The sequence below is a fragment of the Streptomyces sp. NPDC093221 genome, assembly GCF_044753885.1.
Classification (GTDB): Bacteria; Actinomycetota; Actinomycetes; order Streptomycetales; family Streptomycetaceae; genus Actinacidiphila.
In genome coordinates this window covers 264,769-279,860 of the sequence record NZ_JBIVOA010000009.1, presented here as the reverse complement: position 1 = coordinate 279,860, position 15,092 = coordinate 264,769, and the positions used below count along the sequence as shown (strand labels likewise).

Sequence of the window (15,092 nt, the reverse complement as noted above, 5' to 3'; positions counted from 1 at the left end):
CTCCGTACGGCTCAACCGCCGCCCGCCACCTCCCCGGCGGCTCCGTACGGCTCAACCGCCGCCCGCCACCTCCCCGGCGGCTCCGTACGGCTCAACCGCCGCCCGCCACCTCCCCGGCGGCTCCGTACGGCTCAACGCCGCCCACCGGCCCGGCGGGCCCGTACGGGCCCGTCCCGCCGCCCACCGGCCCCGGACGCGCCTGGGGGCGGACAGCGCCCGCTGTCCGCCCCCTCCTGGCGCTCGGGCGACCCGCTCAGTCCGGGTCGAGCACGCTCAGCTCGTCGTCGAAGACGGCGCTCACGTCGAAGCGGCAGATGACGAGCTGCGGGTCGGCCTGCTCGAAGGGCGCGTCCAGCCACTCCCCCGGTTCCGCGGCCTCCGGCACGGCCGACACCCACACCGTGGAGTCGCCCTCCTCCAGGCCGAACTCCTTGTGGCGCTGGGCGATCTCGTCCGGCTCGTACTCGCCGAAGATCACCCCGACCGCCGCGTTCACCGTGGCGTCCGCCGCGCCGTCGCCGTCATCGGCCCTTCTGGCCTGCGCGAACAGCCGGGAGGGCTCAACGATCGTGTAGTCGCGGCGGATCAGCACACTGATGGCCTCCGGGTCCTCGGGACCGGTGTACTCCGGCAGCGAGTCGCCCGCGGGCACCTCGAAGGGAGTCACCTCGTCGTAGGTGTCGTACAGCAACTCGTCATACGACTCGGCGGCCGAAGCCAGCGACTCGAACGCCGCGTAGACGGCGGGATCGTCTTCGCCCGTACGGTTCTCGATCGCCTCGAGGTGGCGGTCCAGCGCGGCCTTGACCGCCTCGACAGCGGCTCGGACCTCGGCAACGGTGGGCTGCACGTCATCAGACATGAGGCAGACGCTATCCGCACCGGGGCGTTGCCCGCACAATAGATGCGATGCCGGAATACGAATTCAGAGAGATGTACGTCGCACGCGGGGTCTCCCGCAAGGACGCGACACGACTGCTCACGGACGAGGCCGAGTACGGGCACTGGGAACTGGACCGGGTGCGCCTCTACCCCGACGGCAGCCGCAGGGTGCGGTTGCGCCGCCGGATCATCCGCCAAGTGCGGGCCACATGGTGAGACGCGCGACGGTGGGACGCGGGTCCGCCGCAGACACGGCCCGGCCCCGGAGCGCGGCATACGCGCTTCCGGGGCCGGTTCCGACGGTTCGGACCACAGGGGTTCCGAACGCCTTCGGACTACTTGTTGACGCAGTAGTTGCCGAAGGCCGGGTTGAGCAGACCGATCACGGAGACCGTGTTGCCGCACAGGTTCACCGGCACGTGCACGGGGATCTGGATCAGGTTGCCGGACAGCACACCGGGCGACTGCACAGCGGCGCCCTGGGCGCCGGAGTCGGCGACAGCCATGCCCGCACCCGCGAGCACGAGACCGCCGGTGACAGCCGCAGCGGCTACGACCTTTTTGATCATTTTCTTCCTCCTGATTGACAAGTGCGGTCCCAGCCGCGGACCACACACGTCGTAACGAAGCCGGAGGAATAGAGCTACGAAAGCACTGGATCATTCACTCGTCCCAGCGATCCGGGCCGCCCGTACTCGTACGGGCGGCCGAACCGTCAGCAGTTCTCGATGAAACGATCGAGGACCCGGACCCCGAACCGCAGGCCGTCCACCGGCACCCGCTCGTCAACACCGTGGAACATCCCGGCGAAGTCCAGCTCCGGCGGGAGCTGGAGCGGCGCGAAGCCGAAGCAGCGGATGCCCAGGTCGTCGAAGGACTTCGCGTCGGTGCCGCCGGAGAGCATGTACGGCACGGCGCGCGCGATCGGGTCCTCCGCCTTGAGGGCGAGCTGCATGGCGTCCACCAGGGAGCCGTCGAAGTCCGTCTCCAGCGCCTTGTCGGAGTGCACCGACTCGCGCTTGACGCGCGGGCCGAGGATCCGGTCGAGGTCGGCCAGGAACTCCTCCTCGTAGCCCGGCAGGAAGCGGCCGTCGACGTGGGCGGTGGCCTGGCCGGGGATCACGTTCACCTTGTAGCCCGCGCCGAGCATCGTCGGGGCCGCGGTGTTCCGCAGGGTCGTGCCAATCATCTTGGCGACGCCGCCGAGCTTGGCGAGCGTCGTCTCCATGTCCTCCGGGTCCAGCTCCACCCCGAAGGCGTCCGACAGCTCGTCGAGGAAGCCGCGGACGGACTTGGTGACGCGGACCGGGAACTCGTGCCTGCCGAGCCGCCCGACGGCCTCGCACAGCTCGGTGATCGCGTTGTCGTTGTTGGTCATCGAGCCGTGCCCCGCGGTGCCGTCCACCGTGAGCCGCATCCAGTGCATGCCCTTCTGGGCGGTCTCGATCAGGTACAGCCGCAGGTTCTCGTTGACGGTGAAGGAGAAGCCGCCGACCTCGCCGATCGCCTCCGTCACGCCCTCGAAGAGGTCGGGGTGCTTGTCGACCAGGTGCCGGGCGCCGTACACACCGCCCGCCTCCTCGTCCGCGACGAAGGCGAGCACGATGTCGCGCGGCGGCTTGCGCCCGCTGCGCAGCCGGTCGCGTACGACCGCCAGCGTCATCGCGTCCATGTCCTTCATGTCGACCGCGCCCCGGCCCCACACGCAGCCGTCGGCGATCTCGCCGGAGAACGGGTGGTGCGTCCAGTCGTCCGCGTTGGCCGGGACCACGTCGGTGTGCCCGTGGATCAGCAGCGCGGGCCGCGAGCGGTCCTCGCCCTCGATCCGCGCCACCGTGGACGCCCGGCCCTGGTGCGACTCGAAGATCCGCGGTTCGAGGCCCACCTCGGCGAGCTTCTCCGCGACGTACTCCGCCGCCGCCCGCTCCCCCGGCCCCGAGTGGTCGCCGTAGTTGCTGGTGTCGATCCGGATCAGCTCACTGCACAGGTCGACGACCTCGTCCTCGCCCGTGACCGTCCCGTTCTCCGCCCTGCCCGGCCCCGACTCGCTCACGCTGTCTCCTCGCTCGTTGCCTGCCGCGTCCGCCCACCACCCGGGCGACCGCGGCCGATGCCTCCCCCCATCCTCCCCCGACACCCCCACCCCGCCCAAGGCTCCCCTCCGCGCCCTCACCCCGGGCCCCGCGCACAGCCCCTTCATCGGCCCCCTCGGCCCGCTCCGCGCCCGTGATCGATGTGACCGGATCTTTGCTATGGTTTACCTCGTCGCCACGGCCCATAGGCCGAGGTGACACACCCCGTCCGGGTGGCGGAATGGCAGACGCGCTAGCTTGAGGTGCTAGTGCCCTTTATCGGGCGTGGGGGTTCAAGTCCCCCCTCGGACACATCTTCTCTCCTTACAGGGCCGCCTTCGGGCGGCCCTTTTCGGTGTGCGCGCGGGCTCTGCGGCGTCCAGGCGCGCGGCGGCGCCGTGGGGGTGGAGGGCCGGGCGGGGAGTCATCTCCACCCTTGGTTCCACCCCTGGGTCCAGGTGCTTCGTGCCTGGTCGCAGCAGTCTTGGGGGCATGACATCGACCGAGTGGATCACCGACATCGCTCTTCTCCTCGTCGTCTTCCGGCAACTGCGGGAAGGCCGACTCGACCTCAAGACCTTCCTGATCCCGCTGGGCATCGTGGCCTTCGTCGCGAACTCGTACCTGGACACCATTCCCACCGCGGGCAACGACCTCGTGCTCATCGGAGTGCTGATGAGCGTGGGCGCCGCGCTCGGCGTCGCCGGCGGCATCTACACCCGCGTCCGGACCGTCGGCGAGCACGTCCTGATCAAGGCCGGCGCCGTGTCGGCGATCTTGTGGGTCGTCGGCATGGGGGCGCGGATGGGCTTCCAGTTGTGGACCGAGCACGCGGGCGGCGCCCACCAGGTCGCCCAATTCAGCGTCGCCCACCACATCACCAGCGATCAGGCGTGGGTCGCGGCGTTCGTACTGATGGCGCTCACCGAAGTCGTGACGCGGCTCGCCACCATCTTCATACGGAGCCGGATGCAGATGACGCCGCGCGCCGTGCCCGTCCTCAGCCGCAGGGCCTGACCGTGCGTTATGTTCTCCCCGTGCCCGCGACAGACAGCCCCCCGCCTCCTGGGAAGACCGTGGCCCAGGAGGCGGGGGCGCGGCAGGTGCCGGGACAGGACCCGTGGATGCAGTGGGCGATGACCCTCGGGGTCGTCGTCGCCGGAGTCCTGACGATCCGCCCCCTGGGCTTCAGCGGCCGGGGGCTGGTCGTCGCCGTCCTGCTCGTGATCAACTCGGCGGTGCTGCTGGCCCGGCGCCTGCCCGAGGACAGGATTCCCCAGGGCCTCGTGCTCCCGTGGCTGACGGTCGGCATCGCCGCGGCGGTCGCCCTGATCGCTGTCAGCCGCAGCGGCACGGGCTATCTCTTCGCCTTCTTCCTCGCCGGTCACATCGGATACCGGCTGGAGACCAGACCGGCTCTCGTCCTCGCCGGGATCTGCAGTCTGCTCTGCGGCGGGGTGCTGTACTTCCGTCTCGGTCCCGGGCACGACGAGCTGCCCTGGGTGCTCGGTCTGGCCACCGGCGCTCCGGTGCTGGTGGGCATACTCAACCGCAGCCAGCGCCAGGCCGTACAGGCGGTGATCGCGGCGGCCGAGTCGGCGGAGCGCGCCGCGCGGGCCGAGGCGCGGACAGCCGCGCTGACCGAGCGCAGCCGGATCGCCCGGGACGTGCACGATGTGCTGGCGCACTCGCTGGCAGGGATCAACATGCAGTTGGAACTGGCCGACGCGCTGCTCGACACCGGGGACCTGGAGAAGGTCAGGGAGGCCAACGACAAGGCCCACGGTCTGGTGCGGGAGAGCCTCAAACAAGCGCAGTGGACGGTGCACGCGCTGCGCGAGGACTCGCTGCCGCTGCTGGAGAGCCTGACGGCGATGCTGGAGTCGTCGGGGCACCGCGATGTCCTCAGCGTCACCGGGACCGCCCGTGAGGTCCCGGCCCGGGTGGTCCAGAATCTCCTGCGTATCGCCCAGGAGTCGCTGACCAACGCCGCCCGGCACGCCCCCGGCGGCGATGTCGGTGTGGAGCTGACGTACGCCGCCGCGTCGATCACGCTGGCGGTGCGCAACGGCCCCGCCACGCGCGAGGTGAACGCGGTGGTCGGCAGCGGCATGGGGCTGATCGGAATGCGCGAACGCGTCGCCCTGCTGGGCGGGACGGTGACGGCGGGGCCGGTCACGGCCGGTCCCGACCAGGGCGGCTGGAAGGTGGAAGCAGTGATTCCGGTATGACCGAACCGACCGAGAGGCCGCGGCGGCTGAGGGTGGTCGTCGCGGACGACCAGGCCGCCGTACGGGAGCCGCTCGCCGCGGTGCTCGGGCTGTCCGAGGACATCGACGTCGTCGCGTCCGCCGCGGACGGGAGCCAGGTGCTGGCGGCTGTCGCCGCCGGGCCGGTGGACGTGGTGCTGATGGACCTGCGCATGCCGGTGATGGACGGGATCGAGGCGACCCGGCGGCTCGGCGAGGAGCACCCGGACGTGGCGGTGGTCGTACTGACCACCTTCGCCGACGACGACTCGATCCTCGGCGCGCTGAGCGCGGGCGCCCGCGGCTATCTGACGAAGAACGCGGGCCGCCAGGACATCATCCGGGCGATCCGTGCCGCCGCCGCGGGGCAGTCGGTGCTCGACCGCGAGGTGCAGAACCGGTTGCTCGCCTCCGTCAGGACCAAGGCCCCGATGGTGGGCCAGGCCCTGCCGGAGGACCTCACACCCCGCGAACGCGAAGTGCTCGCGCTGATCGGCCAGGGCCTGCCCAACCGCGGCATCGCCGAGAAGCTCTTCATCAGCGAGGCCACCGTCAAGACCCACATCAACAACCTCTTCGCCAAAGCCGCGATCCGCGACCGCGCCGACGCCGTCCGCCGCGCCATCGAAGCGGGCCTGACCTGACCCGGCCGGGGAACCGGGGCTGGTGGGGCGGCGGGTGGGGGGACGGGGGGCCACTAGCATGTGGGCATGTGGGCATATGTACCGGCGGTGCTGTTCTTTCTGGGGTTCTGTGTCGGAGTGCTGCGGGAGCGGCGTCGGTTCAGCAATGCGATTCTGCTCGGGCTTTCACCCGTCTTCGCGCTGGGTGCGTGGCTGTTTGACATAGGCAGGGAACACCCGACGTTGGGCAATGATCTCGGGGTGGCGCTGCTGACGCTCATGGCGGTGGGCGTGGTCGCCATGTCGTGGTTTCTGATTTCCAACGGCGTCGCCATGGTGCGGAAAGAGGGCAGAAGTCCGGCCAATCTGCTGTCCCTGCTGGCCGGGTTCGCGCTGCTGGCGCTCATAGCGCTGTTGATCACCGCGGTGGTGATGCACACCCGCGCGCTGCTCGTGGTCGCGGGGACGGCCACCGTCCTCGCGGGGTATGTCGTCTTCCTCTTCCTCTGTTTCATCGTCTACGGGTCGCTCTACGGATGGTTGACCGTCCGCCGCAAGACCGACTACGTCGTGGTTCTCGGCTCGGGGCTCATCGGCGGCACCAAGGTGCCGCCCCTGCTGGCCAGCCGCCTCGACCGGGCCCGTACGGTGCACCAAAGGCTCTCCTCGCGCGGCAGGCGGCCGGTGCTGCTCACCTCCGGCGGACAGGGCCCGGACGAGAAGCTGCCGGAGTCGCACGCGATGGCCGACTACCTTGTGGCGCAGGGTTTTCCGGCGGAACTGATCGAACGCGAGGACCGGTCGACGACCACCGAGGAGAATCTGCGCTTCAGCAAATCCATCATGGAGCGGAGCAAGGCGGACTACCGCTGTGTCGTCGTCACGAACAATTACCATGTCCTGCGCGCCGCGGTGACCGCGCGGCGGCTGGGCGTCAGAGGACATGTCGTGGGGGCGCCGACCGCCGCGTATTTCTGGCCGAGTGCGACCATTCGCGAATTCGTCGCGATGCTCATGACGTATTGGCGCACCAACCTCACCATCTGCCTCCTCGTTTTCGCGGGAGGCTTCTTCATCTGGTGGCTGAGCTGACCGCCGGACGGGCCCCGCGTCCGCGACGGCCGCTCGCCGGGCGGCTCGTCACCGCAGATTCAGCCGCTTCATGACCTGAGGGTCGAGGGCGCCCGCGCGGCGCCGGAAGGCCGAGACGGGCACGCGCCGCAGCTCGTTGGTCTCCAGATAGCTCTGCCGGCCCCGGGCGTCGTCGACGGTGCCCGCGGGAAGCGGTACGACTCCGGGCAGCTCCTCGTGGTGCTGAGAGGTGATCTTGGCGACCCGCGCGGTCCCGCCGCGCACCGAGACGACCAGGCAGGGACGGTCCTTCGAGCCGGCCGTGTCCTCGTACGGCACGTCCGCCCACCACACCTCGCCCCTGCGCGGCGCGGCACCGCCGCCGGACGCGCCGCCCGACCGCCGTACGGGGGTTTCTCCGCTACGCCGCACGCGCCCGGCCGCCACCACGGCGGCCACCAGCGCCACGACGACCACGGCGCCCAGGACGACCCACATCGGCGTGCTCATCGACTTCTCCTCTTCGTGTACGGGTGTGCGGACGAATGTACGGACGGCAGGACCGTGCGACACCGGCCGCGGTCGTGCGCCGCGACAGCGGTGAGTAGTGGCATGCTTGCGCTGTGGACACAGCGAAACTTGAACTGGCAGCGCACCGCTACGCCGAGGCCGAGGACGCCCTCCAGGCGGCGGCGATCGACCTCAAGGCCGAGAGCGCGGCGGTCCTCGCCAAGGGCGGCGACGAGCACGAGGTGGCGGACGCCGTCGGCCGCCCGCCCGAGGAGATCCGCGAGCTGTGAGCCGCGCGGTCCGCTTTCCGGCGCCGCTCAGACCTCGCGCCACCGCGCGTTGGCCCAGGAGAACAGCCCGAAGGCGATCAGGCCGACCGCGATGAGCACCAGCAGCCACGGGCCGACCGGCGTGTCGGCGAACGAGCGCAGCGTGTCGTCCATGCCCTTGGACTTGCCCGCCTGGTGCTTGACCGCCGCGGCCACGGCGAATCCGCCGGCCGTGGCGAACAGCACGCCTCGCGCGGTGCCGCCGAACATGCCGAGGAAGTCCACGGCCTGGCGCTGGCGCCGCGACATCTGGCCCATCTTCAGGTGCTTGTGGAACTTGCGCATGAGGGCACGGACCGCGATCCACACACCGACACAGAACACGGCGACACCGGCGACGGCGACGATCCACTGGCCGCCCGGCCAGTCGAGGACCTTGGCCGTCACGTCGTCGGTCCTCTTGTCGGTCGACCCGCTGCCGCTGCTCTTCTCACCGGCCGCGTAGGCGAGCACGGAGTACGAGACGAAGGCGTAGAAGACGCAGCGGCCCGCGGCCATCGCGCGCTTGGTGGGCTTGTCGCCGTCGGGTCCCGCCTGTCCGAAGGCCGCTTCCGACAGCCGCCACAGGGCCATTCCGGCCAGGGCTATGCCCAGCAGCCACAACAGGACGTCCCCGAACGGCTTGTGCGCGATCTCGGCGAGCGCGCCGCCGCGGTCGGCCTGTTGGCCTCCGGCGTCGGAGAAGGCGATGCGCACCGCCAGTGCGCCCACCAGGATGTAGATCACCCCTCGGGCCGCGAACCCCGCGCGGCCCGCGACGGCGACCGCCTTGCTGTCGGCCGCGCGTCTGGCGTTGTGGCGGCCCGTCGATGCTGCTGCTTGCGTCTTCACACAGGCCGACTTCCCCGATCGGCGGAGTTGAGGCACCCGCTATGGAACGACGTCCTTCGCGTCCCCCGAACCGTCCTGCGCGGGAAGCCCGACGCCGGGCGGCGGCGTACCGGTTGCCGTATCCGTCGCCGTACCGGTGGGCGACGGCACGGTCGGCGGGTCGAACCTCACCTCGACGTGCTGGAAGCCCTTGAAGACCTCCGTGGCGGCGTACGAGGTGTACACCTCGCGGTCCGCGCGGCTGAGCACCACATTGTCGGTGAACGGGGTGAGCAGGCTGCGCGGCCAGAGCCGCCGGGCCCGCACCGCCGCCACCTCCGCGGTGAGGACGAAGATCAGCGCGCCCAGGTAGATCCAGGTGATCAGGCCGAGGACGATCCCGAACAGCCCGTACGTGGCGGTCGCCCCGCGCAGCTCGTGCCGGACGTAGTACGTGCCCGCCCACTGCACGAACTGCCAGGCCAGCGCGGCGGCCAGCGCCGTACCCGCCGAGGAGCGCAGCCGTACGGTGCCGACCGTGAAGTAGCGGTACGCGAACAGGAGCAGGCCGGTGTTGACGGCCGTGGACAGTACGGTCGCCGCGATCCGCAGCAGGACGACGGGGTGGACGCCGAACGCGCGGGCGTCCGACGCGAGCGAGGTCAGCGCGGTGGTGGCGGCCAGGCCCACGCCGAAGACCCCTACCACCAGCAGGCTGCGCAGCCGGGAGCGCAGCGGGTTCGGCCGGTCGTGGCGCGGCACGGCCCAGATCTTCAGCAGGGTGTTCTGCGCGGCCTGGGCGACACCGAGCGCGCCGTACAGGCCGCCGATCACACCGGTGACGACCGCGAGCGTGTTGCCGTGGAACGACCGGATGTTCTCGCCGATCTGATCGCCGATCACCGGGAACTGGTGCAGGGCCGAGTCGACGACCTGCTTCTGGAAGTGCGCGTCGTTGTGCAGCAGGAAGCCGAGCACCGACACCAGGAGCAGCAGCACGGGGAATACCGACAGGAAGGCGTAGTAGGCGATCAGCGCCGTGAGGTAGCCGCCCTGGTCCTCGCCGAATTTGTACACCACCGCCAGCGGCAGCCCGATCCAGGTGTGCTCGCGCTGATAGGCGTCGAATCTTCGGACCATGCCCACGATCGCCACCACTTCGTCGTCGTCGGGCCTGCCGCCGCACGTCACGCGGCTTGGTCCCTGTCACGGCGGTTTCCCCGTGAGCGCCGGTACAGACCACGGGTCAGGAGGCGGGCCGTGGAGGTGACCTTCGTCTTCTGCGGGTGACCGGTCCCTGACCTCCTGCGGCCCCCCGCCCGCGGTCTCCGGTGCGCTGCGCGGTCACAGCCAGCCGCGCTCGCGGGCGAGGCGCGCCGCGACATGGCGGTTCTCGGCGCCGACCTTGGTGGCGGCGGACGACAGGTGGTTGCGTACGGTGCCGACCGAGAGCATCGCGCGGGCGGCGATGTCGGCGACGGGCGCCCCCTCCTCGGCCATGGCGAGCAGTTCCGCCTCGCGGGGCGTCAGCGGGGAGTCGCCCGCGGTGATGGCGTCGGCGGCCAGCTCCTGGTCGACGTAGCGTCCGCCGTCGTGCACGGTACGGATGATGCGGGCGAGCTGCTGCGCGGAGACGGTCTTGGGTACGAAGCCGCGCACGCCCGCGCTCAGCGCGCGCTTGAGGGCCCCGGCCCCGGCGTGGCTGGTCACGATCATCGTCGCGCAGTCGGGGAGTTCGGCGCGCAGGTGTTCCGCGACGCTGATTCCGTCGCCGCGCGGCATCTGAAGGTCGAGGACGGCGACGTCCGGCCGGTGGGCCCGTGCCATGGCGAGGGCCTCGTCGCCGGAGCCCGCCTCGGCGGCGACGAGGATGTCGTCCTCCAGGGCGAGCAGCGAGGCGAGCGCTCCGCGGATGAGGTGCTCGTCGTCGGCGAGCAGGACCCTGATCATGGTGTTTCCTCCCACGGGATGGTCACGGTCAGGCGGAAGACGCCGGCGGAGCGTTCGCTGGTCGTGAGTGTGCCCTGAAGCTGCGTCAGACGCTCTTCGAGTCCGGCGAGACCGCTTCCGGCGGGTGTGGTCCCGTCCGCGGAGGCCGCGTCCGCCGTGCGGCTGCCCGCCGTGGTGGCGGGCCCGCTCCCGCCTCCCACGCTCCCCGCGCGGTGGCCGCGCCCGCCCCGGTGGTCGCTCCCGTCGTTCTCCACGACCAGCGTGACAGCGCCCTCGCCGGTGTCGCGCAGGGACACCTCGCAGCGGGTGGCGTGCTGGGCGTGGCGCAGCACATTGGTGACGGCCTCGCGGATGACCCAGCCGAGCGCGGTCTGGATGTCGTCCGGGAGGCGGGCGGCGGGACCGTCGCTGATACGGCAGGGAATACCGGCGGCCTTCAGGACCTCGCGGGCCCCCGCGAGTTCGGTGTGCAGGTCCGCGGTGCGGTATCCGCGCACGACGGAACGGATCTCGCGCTGGCTGTCCTGCGCGATGCGCTGCACCTCGTACATCAGGTCGACGGCCTCGGGGCTGCCGCGTTCCGCGAGCTTCGCCGCCAGTTCGCTCTTCAGCGCCACCACGGCGAGGTTGCGTCCGAGGATGTCGTGCAGGTCGCGGCCGAAGCGCAGGCGTTCCTCGGCCACGGCCAGGCGGGCCTGGGTCCCGCGGGCCGCGGCCAGCTCCTCGATCAGGAGCACGCTCCAGCCGGAGGCCCGCAGGGCGAGGGCCATGAACGGGACGAGGAACAGGGTCCCGCCGACGACCACCGCCAGCGACTCCCCGCGCAGTCCGGTCGCGAAGACGGCGACCAGCGAGCCCAGCGTGACGGCAGAGACCAGGGCCGTACCCGCCCGCAGGGACAGCGCCAGCATCGGCGGGCCCGCGTAGAACATCATCAGCCACAGCACGTACGGCGCGAGGTCCTTCCCCTCGACGCGGTCCTTCGCCTGCAACACGCAGCCGACCGCGACGGCGGCGACCGTGACGGCGGTGTAGAGGGCGGCCAGCAGGTACGGCCGGGGCGCCAGGCCGATGTAGGCGCGCAGCCCGGCGCGGGAGAGCAGCGCCTGGACGACGACGTGGGCAGCGCCCAGGACAGCGACCGCGATCCAGAGCGGGCCCACGTCGTTCGTGACGACCCACAGCGTCCACAGGCCCGCCTCGAACAGGGCGAAGCAGGAGAGGGAGTTCAGGGTGTAGCGACGGTAGCGGTCCGTGCCGTGCCGGTGGCCGAGCCACTCCACCCAGCTCTGCACGCTCGCCAGCCCGGCCGTTCCCGTGGGTCCCGTCGTGGTCCCTGTGGTTCCCGCAGTCACCGTCGCCCCTTCGTCCCTTCGTCCTTCGAGTCCTTCGGTCCTTCGAATCCTTGAGTCCTACGAGTCCTACGAGTCCTACGAGTCCTACGTGTCCGGCGCCGTGCGCGCCCGGCCTTCCCGTCGGCCGCGCAGGCGCTCAGTGCCGAGGCTCGGCGCTCAGAGCCGACGCCCGGCGCTCAGTGCCGAGGCTCCCAACGGAACCACTTCCGCACGCCGAGCACGGCCACGCCGATCCACACCAGGGCCGTGAGAGTGAGCCGGAGCTGGTCCGTCCCGTCCACATTCCCCGTCCAGCCGCCGCGCAACAGGTCCATGACCGGGGTGAACGGCAGGAACGCGCCGATGCGCGCCACCGTGTCCGGCAGGGTGTCGCGGGGCAGGAACATCCCGGAACCGGCCATGCTCACCAGCATGAACGGCAGAAAGGTCAATTGGGCGCTCTCAGCCGTCTGGGTGAAGGCGGCGGTGAGCGCGGCGCCCACGACCAGCAGCACGATACCGAGGAGCAGGCCGAGGACCAGCAGGTGAGGTGCCTCGGGGGCGGGCATGTCGAGCAGGACGGCGAGTCCGACGCCGAGCAGCAGGGACTGCACGACCGCCATCAGGACCGCGGGCAGCGCGCCGCCGGTCAGGATCTCGGCGTCGCGGACCTCTCCCGAGCGGAGCCGCTTGAGGACAAGGCCCTCGCGGCGGGTGACGTACACGCCGACCATGTTGGTGTAGATCGCGAAGAACAGCGCCATGCCGAGGGCGCCCGGCACCAGCACGGTGGCGACGGACAGGCCGGTGCCGCCCAGGTCCAGGCTCTTCACGGCGCTGCGCATCGACACGGCGATGACACCGGGCAGGACGAGGGCCGTCATGAGGGCGGCCTTGCTGCGGACCAGCAGGATCAGTTCCGCGCGGCCGAGCGCGGCCAGGCGTTCGGTGCTCTTACGGGACCGGCGCGCGGTGTCCGTGGGCGCGGTGGTCGTCGTGGTCGCGGAGGTCATCGCGTCGTCTCCTGGTGGTCGTCGGCCCGGTGGATGGCCCGGTGGTCGGCTCGGCGGTCGGATCGCTGCTCTGTGCGGTCGCCGCCACGCTGCTCGTCCGGGTGCTCGTCCCGGTGGTCGAGCTCTTTGGCGATGTCCATGAACGCCTCTTCCAGTGACGCGGAACGGACGTCGAGGCCGGTCAGTTCGACGCCCTGGTCACGGGCCCAGCACAGCAGCTCGGTGGTGGTGTGCTGGAGGTCGCGGGTCTCCAGGCGCATCTTCTGGCCGGTGACCTCGTGTGCGGTGACGCCGATCGACCGCAGCGGCGGCAGGTCGGCGGGGAAGCGGCCCCAGGGCAGTTCGAAGGTGATCCGCGCGGGCCGCTCGGCGACCACGTCCGCGACGCGTCCGGTGCTGGCGATCCGGCCCGCGTGCATGATGGCCAGCCGGTCCGCCAACTGCTCCGCCTCTTCGAGGTAGTGCGTGGTGAGCAGCACCGTGGTGCCCTGCCGCTTCAGCTCTCCGATCAGCTCCCAGGTGTCGTGCCGGGACTGGGCGTCGAGACCGGTGGTGGGCTCGTCGAGGAAGAGCACCTCCGGCCGTCCGAGCAGCGCGAGCGTGAGGTCGAGGCGGCGCCGCTCGCCGCCGGAGAGCTGCTTGACCCGGACCCCGCGCCGCTGCTCCAGCCGCGTCAGCTCCAGGGCCTCCGCCACGGGCCGGGCGCCGCTGGTGCAGCCCGCCCACATGTCGACGGTCTCCGCGACGGTCAGCTCGGTGGGGAAGCCGCCCTCCTGGAGCATCACTCCGATACGGGGCCGCACCGCGGCACGCTCGCGGTAGGGGTCGGCGCCCAGCACCCGTACGGTTCCCGCGCTGGCGGGCGCCTGCCCCTCCAGGATCTCCAGCGTCGAGGTCTTGCCCGCGCCGTTCGTCCCCAGCAGGGCGAACAGCTCGCCCCGCCCCACGCTGATGTCGACGCCGCGTACGGCCTCGAAGCCGCTGTAGCTCCGCCGCAAGCCGGTGGTTTCGATGACTGTGTCCATGACTCAAGGCTGTCCGCCCGTCGGCGCTTCGGGCCGTGTGGTCTGTCATGACTGTTCATGACGAATGTCATGGGCGGGGACCGCCCCGGACCGGGCGGGGCCGCCGCGCCGTAAATCGCTCCGGATGTCGTCCCCGCCCGTGCGAGGATGCCGCCATGCGGTCACGGCTGCCCCTCGGGGAGAAGTTGCGGGACGAGTTGGGGACGCCCCGGCGGGGCCGCCGGCTGGGGAGCAGTCCGCGCTCGCGGGTGTGGCGGGCCGAGCTGGCCGGAACTCCCGTGGTGGTCAAGCAACTTGTCGATGCGCCCGAAGCCGACGAGAGGTACGCCCGCGAGGTGGCCGCGCTGCGGCTCGCGGGCCGGGTCGATCCGCCGGTCGTGCCGACGCTGCTGGGCACCGACGCGCGGGAGCGGGTGCTGGTGCTGGAGTACGTGGAGCACCGGCCGCCGCGCGAGGAGTGGATCGTCGACTACGCCGGGGCACTGGCCCGGCTCCACGCGGCGACCAGCGGCGACGCGGACGTCGGGGACGGCAGCGACGGCAGCGACGGCTCGGACGTACTCCCCGCCTGGTCGGGCCCGGCGCACACGGACGTCGACTCCTTCCTCGGCCTCGCCCAGGCCCTCGGCGTCGCCGTACCGCCCGCCGTACGCGGCGAGTTGGACGACCTCGTGGACCGTACGTCACGGGCGCGGGGCCGCGCTCTGCTGCACGGCGACCCGTGCCCCGGCAACGACCTGCACACCGACGACGGCGTCAGATTCATCGACTTCGAGCAGGCCGCGTTGGGCGACGGAATCGTCGAACTCGCCTATCTGCGCGTCGGTTTCCCGACCTGCTGGTGCGTCACCGCCCCCGCTCCCCCGCTGCTGGAAGCGGCGGAGGCCGTGTACCGCGACGCCTGGCGCCGAGCGACGGGCACGGACGTCCCGGGTGATCTCACCGACGCCTGCGCCGGTTGGCTGCTGCGCGGTGACGCGCTGGTGCAGCGGGCCGAGCGCGGGACCACCGACCGCCTGGCCCTGATTCCGCACCAGGACTGGGAGTGGGGCACGGTGACGGCCCGTCAGCGATTGGTCCACCGGCTCGGCGTCGTCGGCCGCGTGACCGCCCAAGAGGGCCGCCTGCCGGCTCTCGGCCGTCTGGCCCCCGCGATGCGCGAAGCGATGCTCACCCGCTGGCCCACCCTTCAACCGCCGCCCGCCCGCAGGCCGTAGAGCAACG

Annotated in this window: 17 protein-coding genes and 1 tRNA gene; 8 read left to right on the top strand and 10 right to left on the bottom strand. The window is 71.3% G+C overall.

The window, feature by feature from the left end; all coding sequences use genetic code 11:
• Window positions 1-253 precede the first annotated feature (253 nt).
• Complete coding sequence (locus tag ACIQCJ_RS29435) at window positions 254-862, bottom strand: hypothetical protein (protein WP_355333082.1); 609 nt, start codon at window positions 860-862, stop codon at window positions 254-256.
• Window positions 863-909: 47 nt separating this feature from the next.
• Between ACIQCJ_RS29435 and ACIQCJ_RS29430 the strand changes: the two genes are divergently transcribed.
• The gene (locus ACIQCJ_RS29430; RefSeq protein WP_188283518.1) at window positions 910-1,098 is read left to right on the top strand and encodes a DUF5703 family protein; all 189 of its coding nucleotides are present in this window, start codon (window positions 910-912) and stop codon (window positions 1,096-1,098) included.
• A 119-nt stretch (window positions 1,099-1,217) separates the two neighbouring features.
• On the opposite strand, the gene chpH is transcribed toward ACIQCJ_RS29430, so the two are convergent.
• Both chpH and ACIQCJ_RS29420 read right to left on the bottom strand, forming a co-directional pair.
• A complete protein-coding gene (chpH, locus tag ACIQCJ_RS29425; protein WP_355333084.1) occupies window positions 1,218-1,451 on the bottom strand; it encodes a chaplin ChpH in 234 nt (77 codons plus the stop codon).
• A gap of 146 nt (window positions 1,452-1,597) precedes the next feature.
• Window positions 1,598-2,935, bottom strand: coding sequence for a M20/M25/M40 family metallo-hydrolase (locus ACIQCJ_RS29420; RefSeq protein ID WP_355333086.1), 1,338 nt, complete (start codon window positions 2,933-2,935; stop codon window positions 1,598-1,600).
• A 246-nt stretch (window positions 2,936-3,181) separates the two neighbouring features.
• Here ACIQCJ_RS29420 and ACIQCJ_RS29415 point away from each other — a divergent pair.
• The 5 genes from ACIQCJ_RS29415 (at window position 3,182) to ACIQCJ_RS29395 (ending at window position 6,918) form a co-directional block, all read left to right on the top strand.
• Window positions 3,182-3,266: transfer RNA gene (locus tag ACIQCJ_RS29415), tRNA-Leu, on the top strand.
• A gap of 180 nt (window positions 3,267-3,446) precedes the next feature.
• Window positions 3,447-3,971, top strand: coding sequence for a hypothetical protein (locus ACIQCJ_RS29410; RefSeq protein WP_355333088.1), 525 nt, complete (start codon window positions 3,447-3,449; stop codon window positions 3,969-3,971).
• Window positions 3,972-4,078: 107 nt separating this feature from the next.
• Window positions 4,079-5,185: a sensor histidine kinase gene (locus ACIQCJ_RS29405; protein ID WP_402713090.1), complete on the top strand. Its 1,107-nt coding sequence runs from the start codon at window positions 4,079-4,081 to the stop codon at window positions 5,183-5,185.
• Window positions 5,182-5,847: a response regulator transcription factor gene (locus ACIQCJ_RS29400; RefSeq protein WP_355333091.1), complete on the top strand. Its 666-nt coding sequence runs from the start codon at window positions 5,182-5,184 to the stop codon at window positions 5,845-5,847. Before ACIQCJ_RS29405 ends, ACIQCJ_RS29400 begins: the two co-directional genes overlap by 4 nt.
• A gap of 66 nt (window positions 5,848-5,913) precedes the next feature.
• On the top strand, window positions 5,914-6,918 hold the full coding sequence (locus ACIQCJ_RS29395) for a YdcF family protein (protein WP_402713045.1): 1,005 nt from the start codon (window positions 5,914-5,916) through the stop codon (window positions 6,916-6,918).
• Window positions 6,919-6,966: 48 nt separating this feature from the next.
• Here ACIQCJ_RS29395 and ACIQCJ_RS29390 read toward each other — a convergent pair whose 3' ends face one another.
• Window positions 6,967-7,407, bottom strand: a complete 441-nt coding sequence (locus ACIQCJ_RS29390; protein ID WP_355333095.1) for a type II toxin-antitoxin system PemK/MazF family toxin — start codon at window positions 7,405-7,407, stop codon at window positions 6,967-6,969.
• Window positions 7,408-7,520: 113 nt separating this feature from the next.
• Between ACIQCJ_RS29390 and ACIQCJ_RS29385 the strand changes: the two genes are divergently transcribed.
• Window positions 7,521-7,697, top strand: a complete 177-nt coding sequence (locus tag ACIQCJ_RS29385; protein WP_355333097.1) for a hypothetical protein — start codon at window positions 7,521-7,523, stop codon at window positions 7,695-7,697.
• A gap of 27 nt (window positions 7,698-7,724) precedes the next feature.
• On the opposite strand, the gene ACIQCJ_RS29380 is transcribed toward ACIQCJ_RS29385, so the two are convergent.
• The 6 genes from ACIQCJ_RS29380 to ACIQCJ_RS29355 all read right to left on the bottom strand — a co-directional run bounded on the left by ACIQCJ_RS29380 (window position 7,725) and on the right by ACIQCJ_RS29355 (window position 13,868).
• Window positions 7,725-8,567, bottom strand: coding sequence for a DUF1206 domain-containing protein (locus ACIQCJ_RS29380; RefSeq protein ID WP_355333099.1), 843 nt, complete (start codon window positions 8,565-8,567; stop codon window positions 7,725-7,727).
• A 39-nt stretch (window positions 8,568-8,606) separates the two neighbouring features.
• Window positions 8,607-9,737, bottom strand: coding sequence for a YhjD/YihY/BrkB family envelope integrity protein (locus ACIQCJ_RS29375; RefSeq protein WP_391048284.1), 1,131 nt, complete (start codon window positions 9,735-9,737; stop codon window positions 8,607-8,609).
• 153 nt (window positions 9,738-9,890) lie between these two features.
• Window positions 9,891-10,496, bottom strand: a complete 606-nt coding sequence (locus ACIQCJ_RS29370; RefSeq protein ID WP_355333104.1) for a response regulator transcription factor — start codon at window positions 10,494-10,496, stop codon at window positions 9,891-9,893.
• Window positions 10,493-11,851 carry a sensor histidine kinase gene (locus tag ACIQCJ_RS29365; RefSeq protein WP_401721089.1) on the bottom strand — a complete coding sequence of 453 codons (1,359 nt, stop codon included), beginning with the start codon at window positions 11,849-11,851 and terminating at the stop codon, window positions 10,493-10,495. Before ACIQCJ_RS29365 ends, ACIQCJ_RS29370 begins: the two co-directional genes overlap by 4 nt.
• Window positions 11,852-12,027: 176 nt before the next feature.
• A complete protein-coding gene (locus ACIQCJ_RS29360; RefSeq protein ID WP_355333109.1) occupies window positions 12,028-12,843 on the bottom strand; it encodes an ABC transporter permease in 816 nt (271 codons plus the stop codon).
• Window positions 12,840-13,868, bottom strand: a complete 1,029-nt coding sequence (locus ACIQCJ_RS29355) for an ABC transporter ATP-binding protein (RefSeq protein ID WP_402713044.1) — start codon at window positions 13,866-13,868, stop codon at window positions 12,840-12,842. Before ACIQCJ_RS29355 ends, ACIQCJ_RS29360 begins: the two co-directional genes overlap by 4 nt.
• A 155-nt stretch (window positions 13,869-14,023) precedes the next feature.
• Here ACIQCJ_RS29355 and ACIQCJ_RS29350 point away from each other — a divergent pair, with 155 nt between their 5' ends.
• Entirely contained in the window at window positions 14,024-15,085 is a 1,062-nt protein-coding gene (locus tag ACIQCJ_RS29350) for a phosphotransferase family protein (protein ID WP_402713043.1), read from the top strand.
• Window positions 15,086-15,092: the final 7 nt, after the last annotated feature.

Bases quoted from the DNA above. Each gene is read 5' to 3' on its own strand.
- ACIQCJ_RS29400 (WP_355333091.1), top strand. From the start codon at position 5,182: ATGACCGAACCGACCGAGAGGCCGCGGCGGCTGAGGGTGGTCGTCGCG.
- ACIQCJ_RS29360 (WP_355333109.1), bottom strand. From the start codon at position 12,843: ATGACCTCCGCGACCACGACGACCACCGCGCCCACGGACACCGCGCGC.
- ACIQCJ_RS29370 (WP_355333104.1), bottom strand. From the start codon at position 10,496: ATGATCAGGGTCCTGCTCGCCGACGACGAGCACCTCATCCGCGGAGCG.
- ACIQCJ_RS29410 (WP_355333088.1), top strand. From the start codon at position 3,447: ATGACATCGACCGAGTGGATCACCGACATCGCTCTTCTCCTCGTCGTC.
- ACIQCJ_RS29395 (WP_402713045.1), top strand. From the start codon at position 5,914: ATGTGGGCATATGTACCGGCGGTGCTGTTCTTTCTGGGGTTCTGTGTC.
- ACIQCJ_RS29435 (WP_355333082.1), bottom strand. From the start codon at position 862: ATGTCTGATGACGTGCAGCCCACCGTTGCCGAGGTCCGAGCCGCTGTC.
- ACIQCJ_RS29405 (WP_402713090.1), top strand. From the start codon at position 4,079: ATGCAGTGGGCGATGACCCTCGGGGTCGTCGTCGCCGGAGTCCTGACG.
- ACIQCJ_RS29430 (WP_188283518.1), top strand. From the start codon at position 910: ATGCCGGAATACGAATTCAGAGAGATGTACGTCGCACGCGGGGTCTCC.
- ACIQCJ_RS29355 (WP_402713044.1), bottom strand. From the start codon at position 13,868: ATGGACACAGTCATCGAAACCACCGGCTTGCGGCGGAGCTACAGCGGC.
- chpH (WP_355333084.1), bottom strand. From the start codon at position 1,451: ATGATCAAAAAGGTCGTAGCCGCTGCGGCTGTCACCGGCGGTCTCGTG.
- ACIQCJ_RS29390 (WP_355333095.1), bottom strand. From the start codon at position 7,407: ATGAGCACGCCGATGTGGGTCGTCCTGGGCGCCGTGGTCGTCGTGGCG.
- ACIQCJ_RS29350 (WP_402713043.1), top strand. From the start codon at position 14,024: ATGCGGTCACGGCTGCCCCTCGGGGAGAAGTTGCGGGACGAGTTGGGG.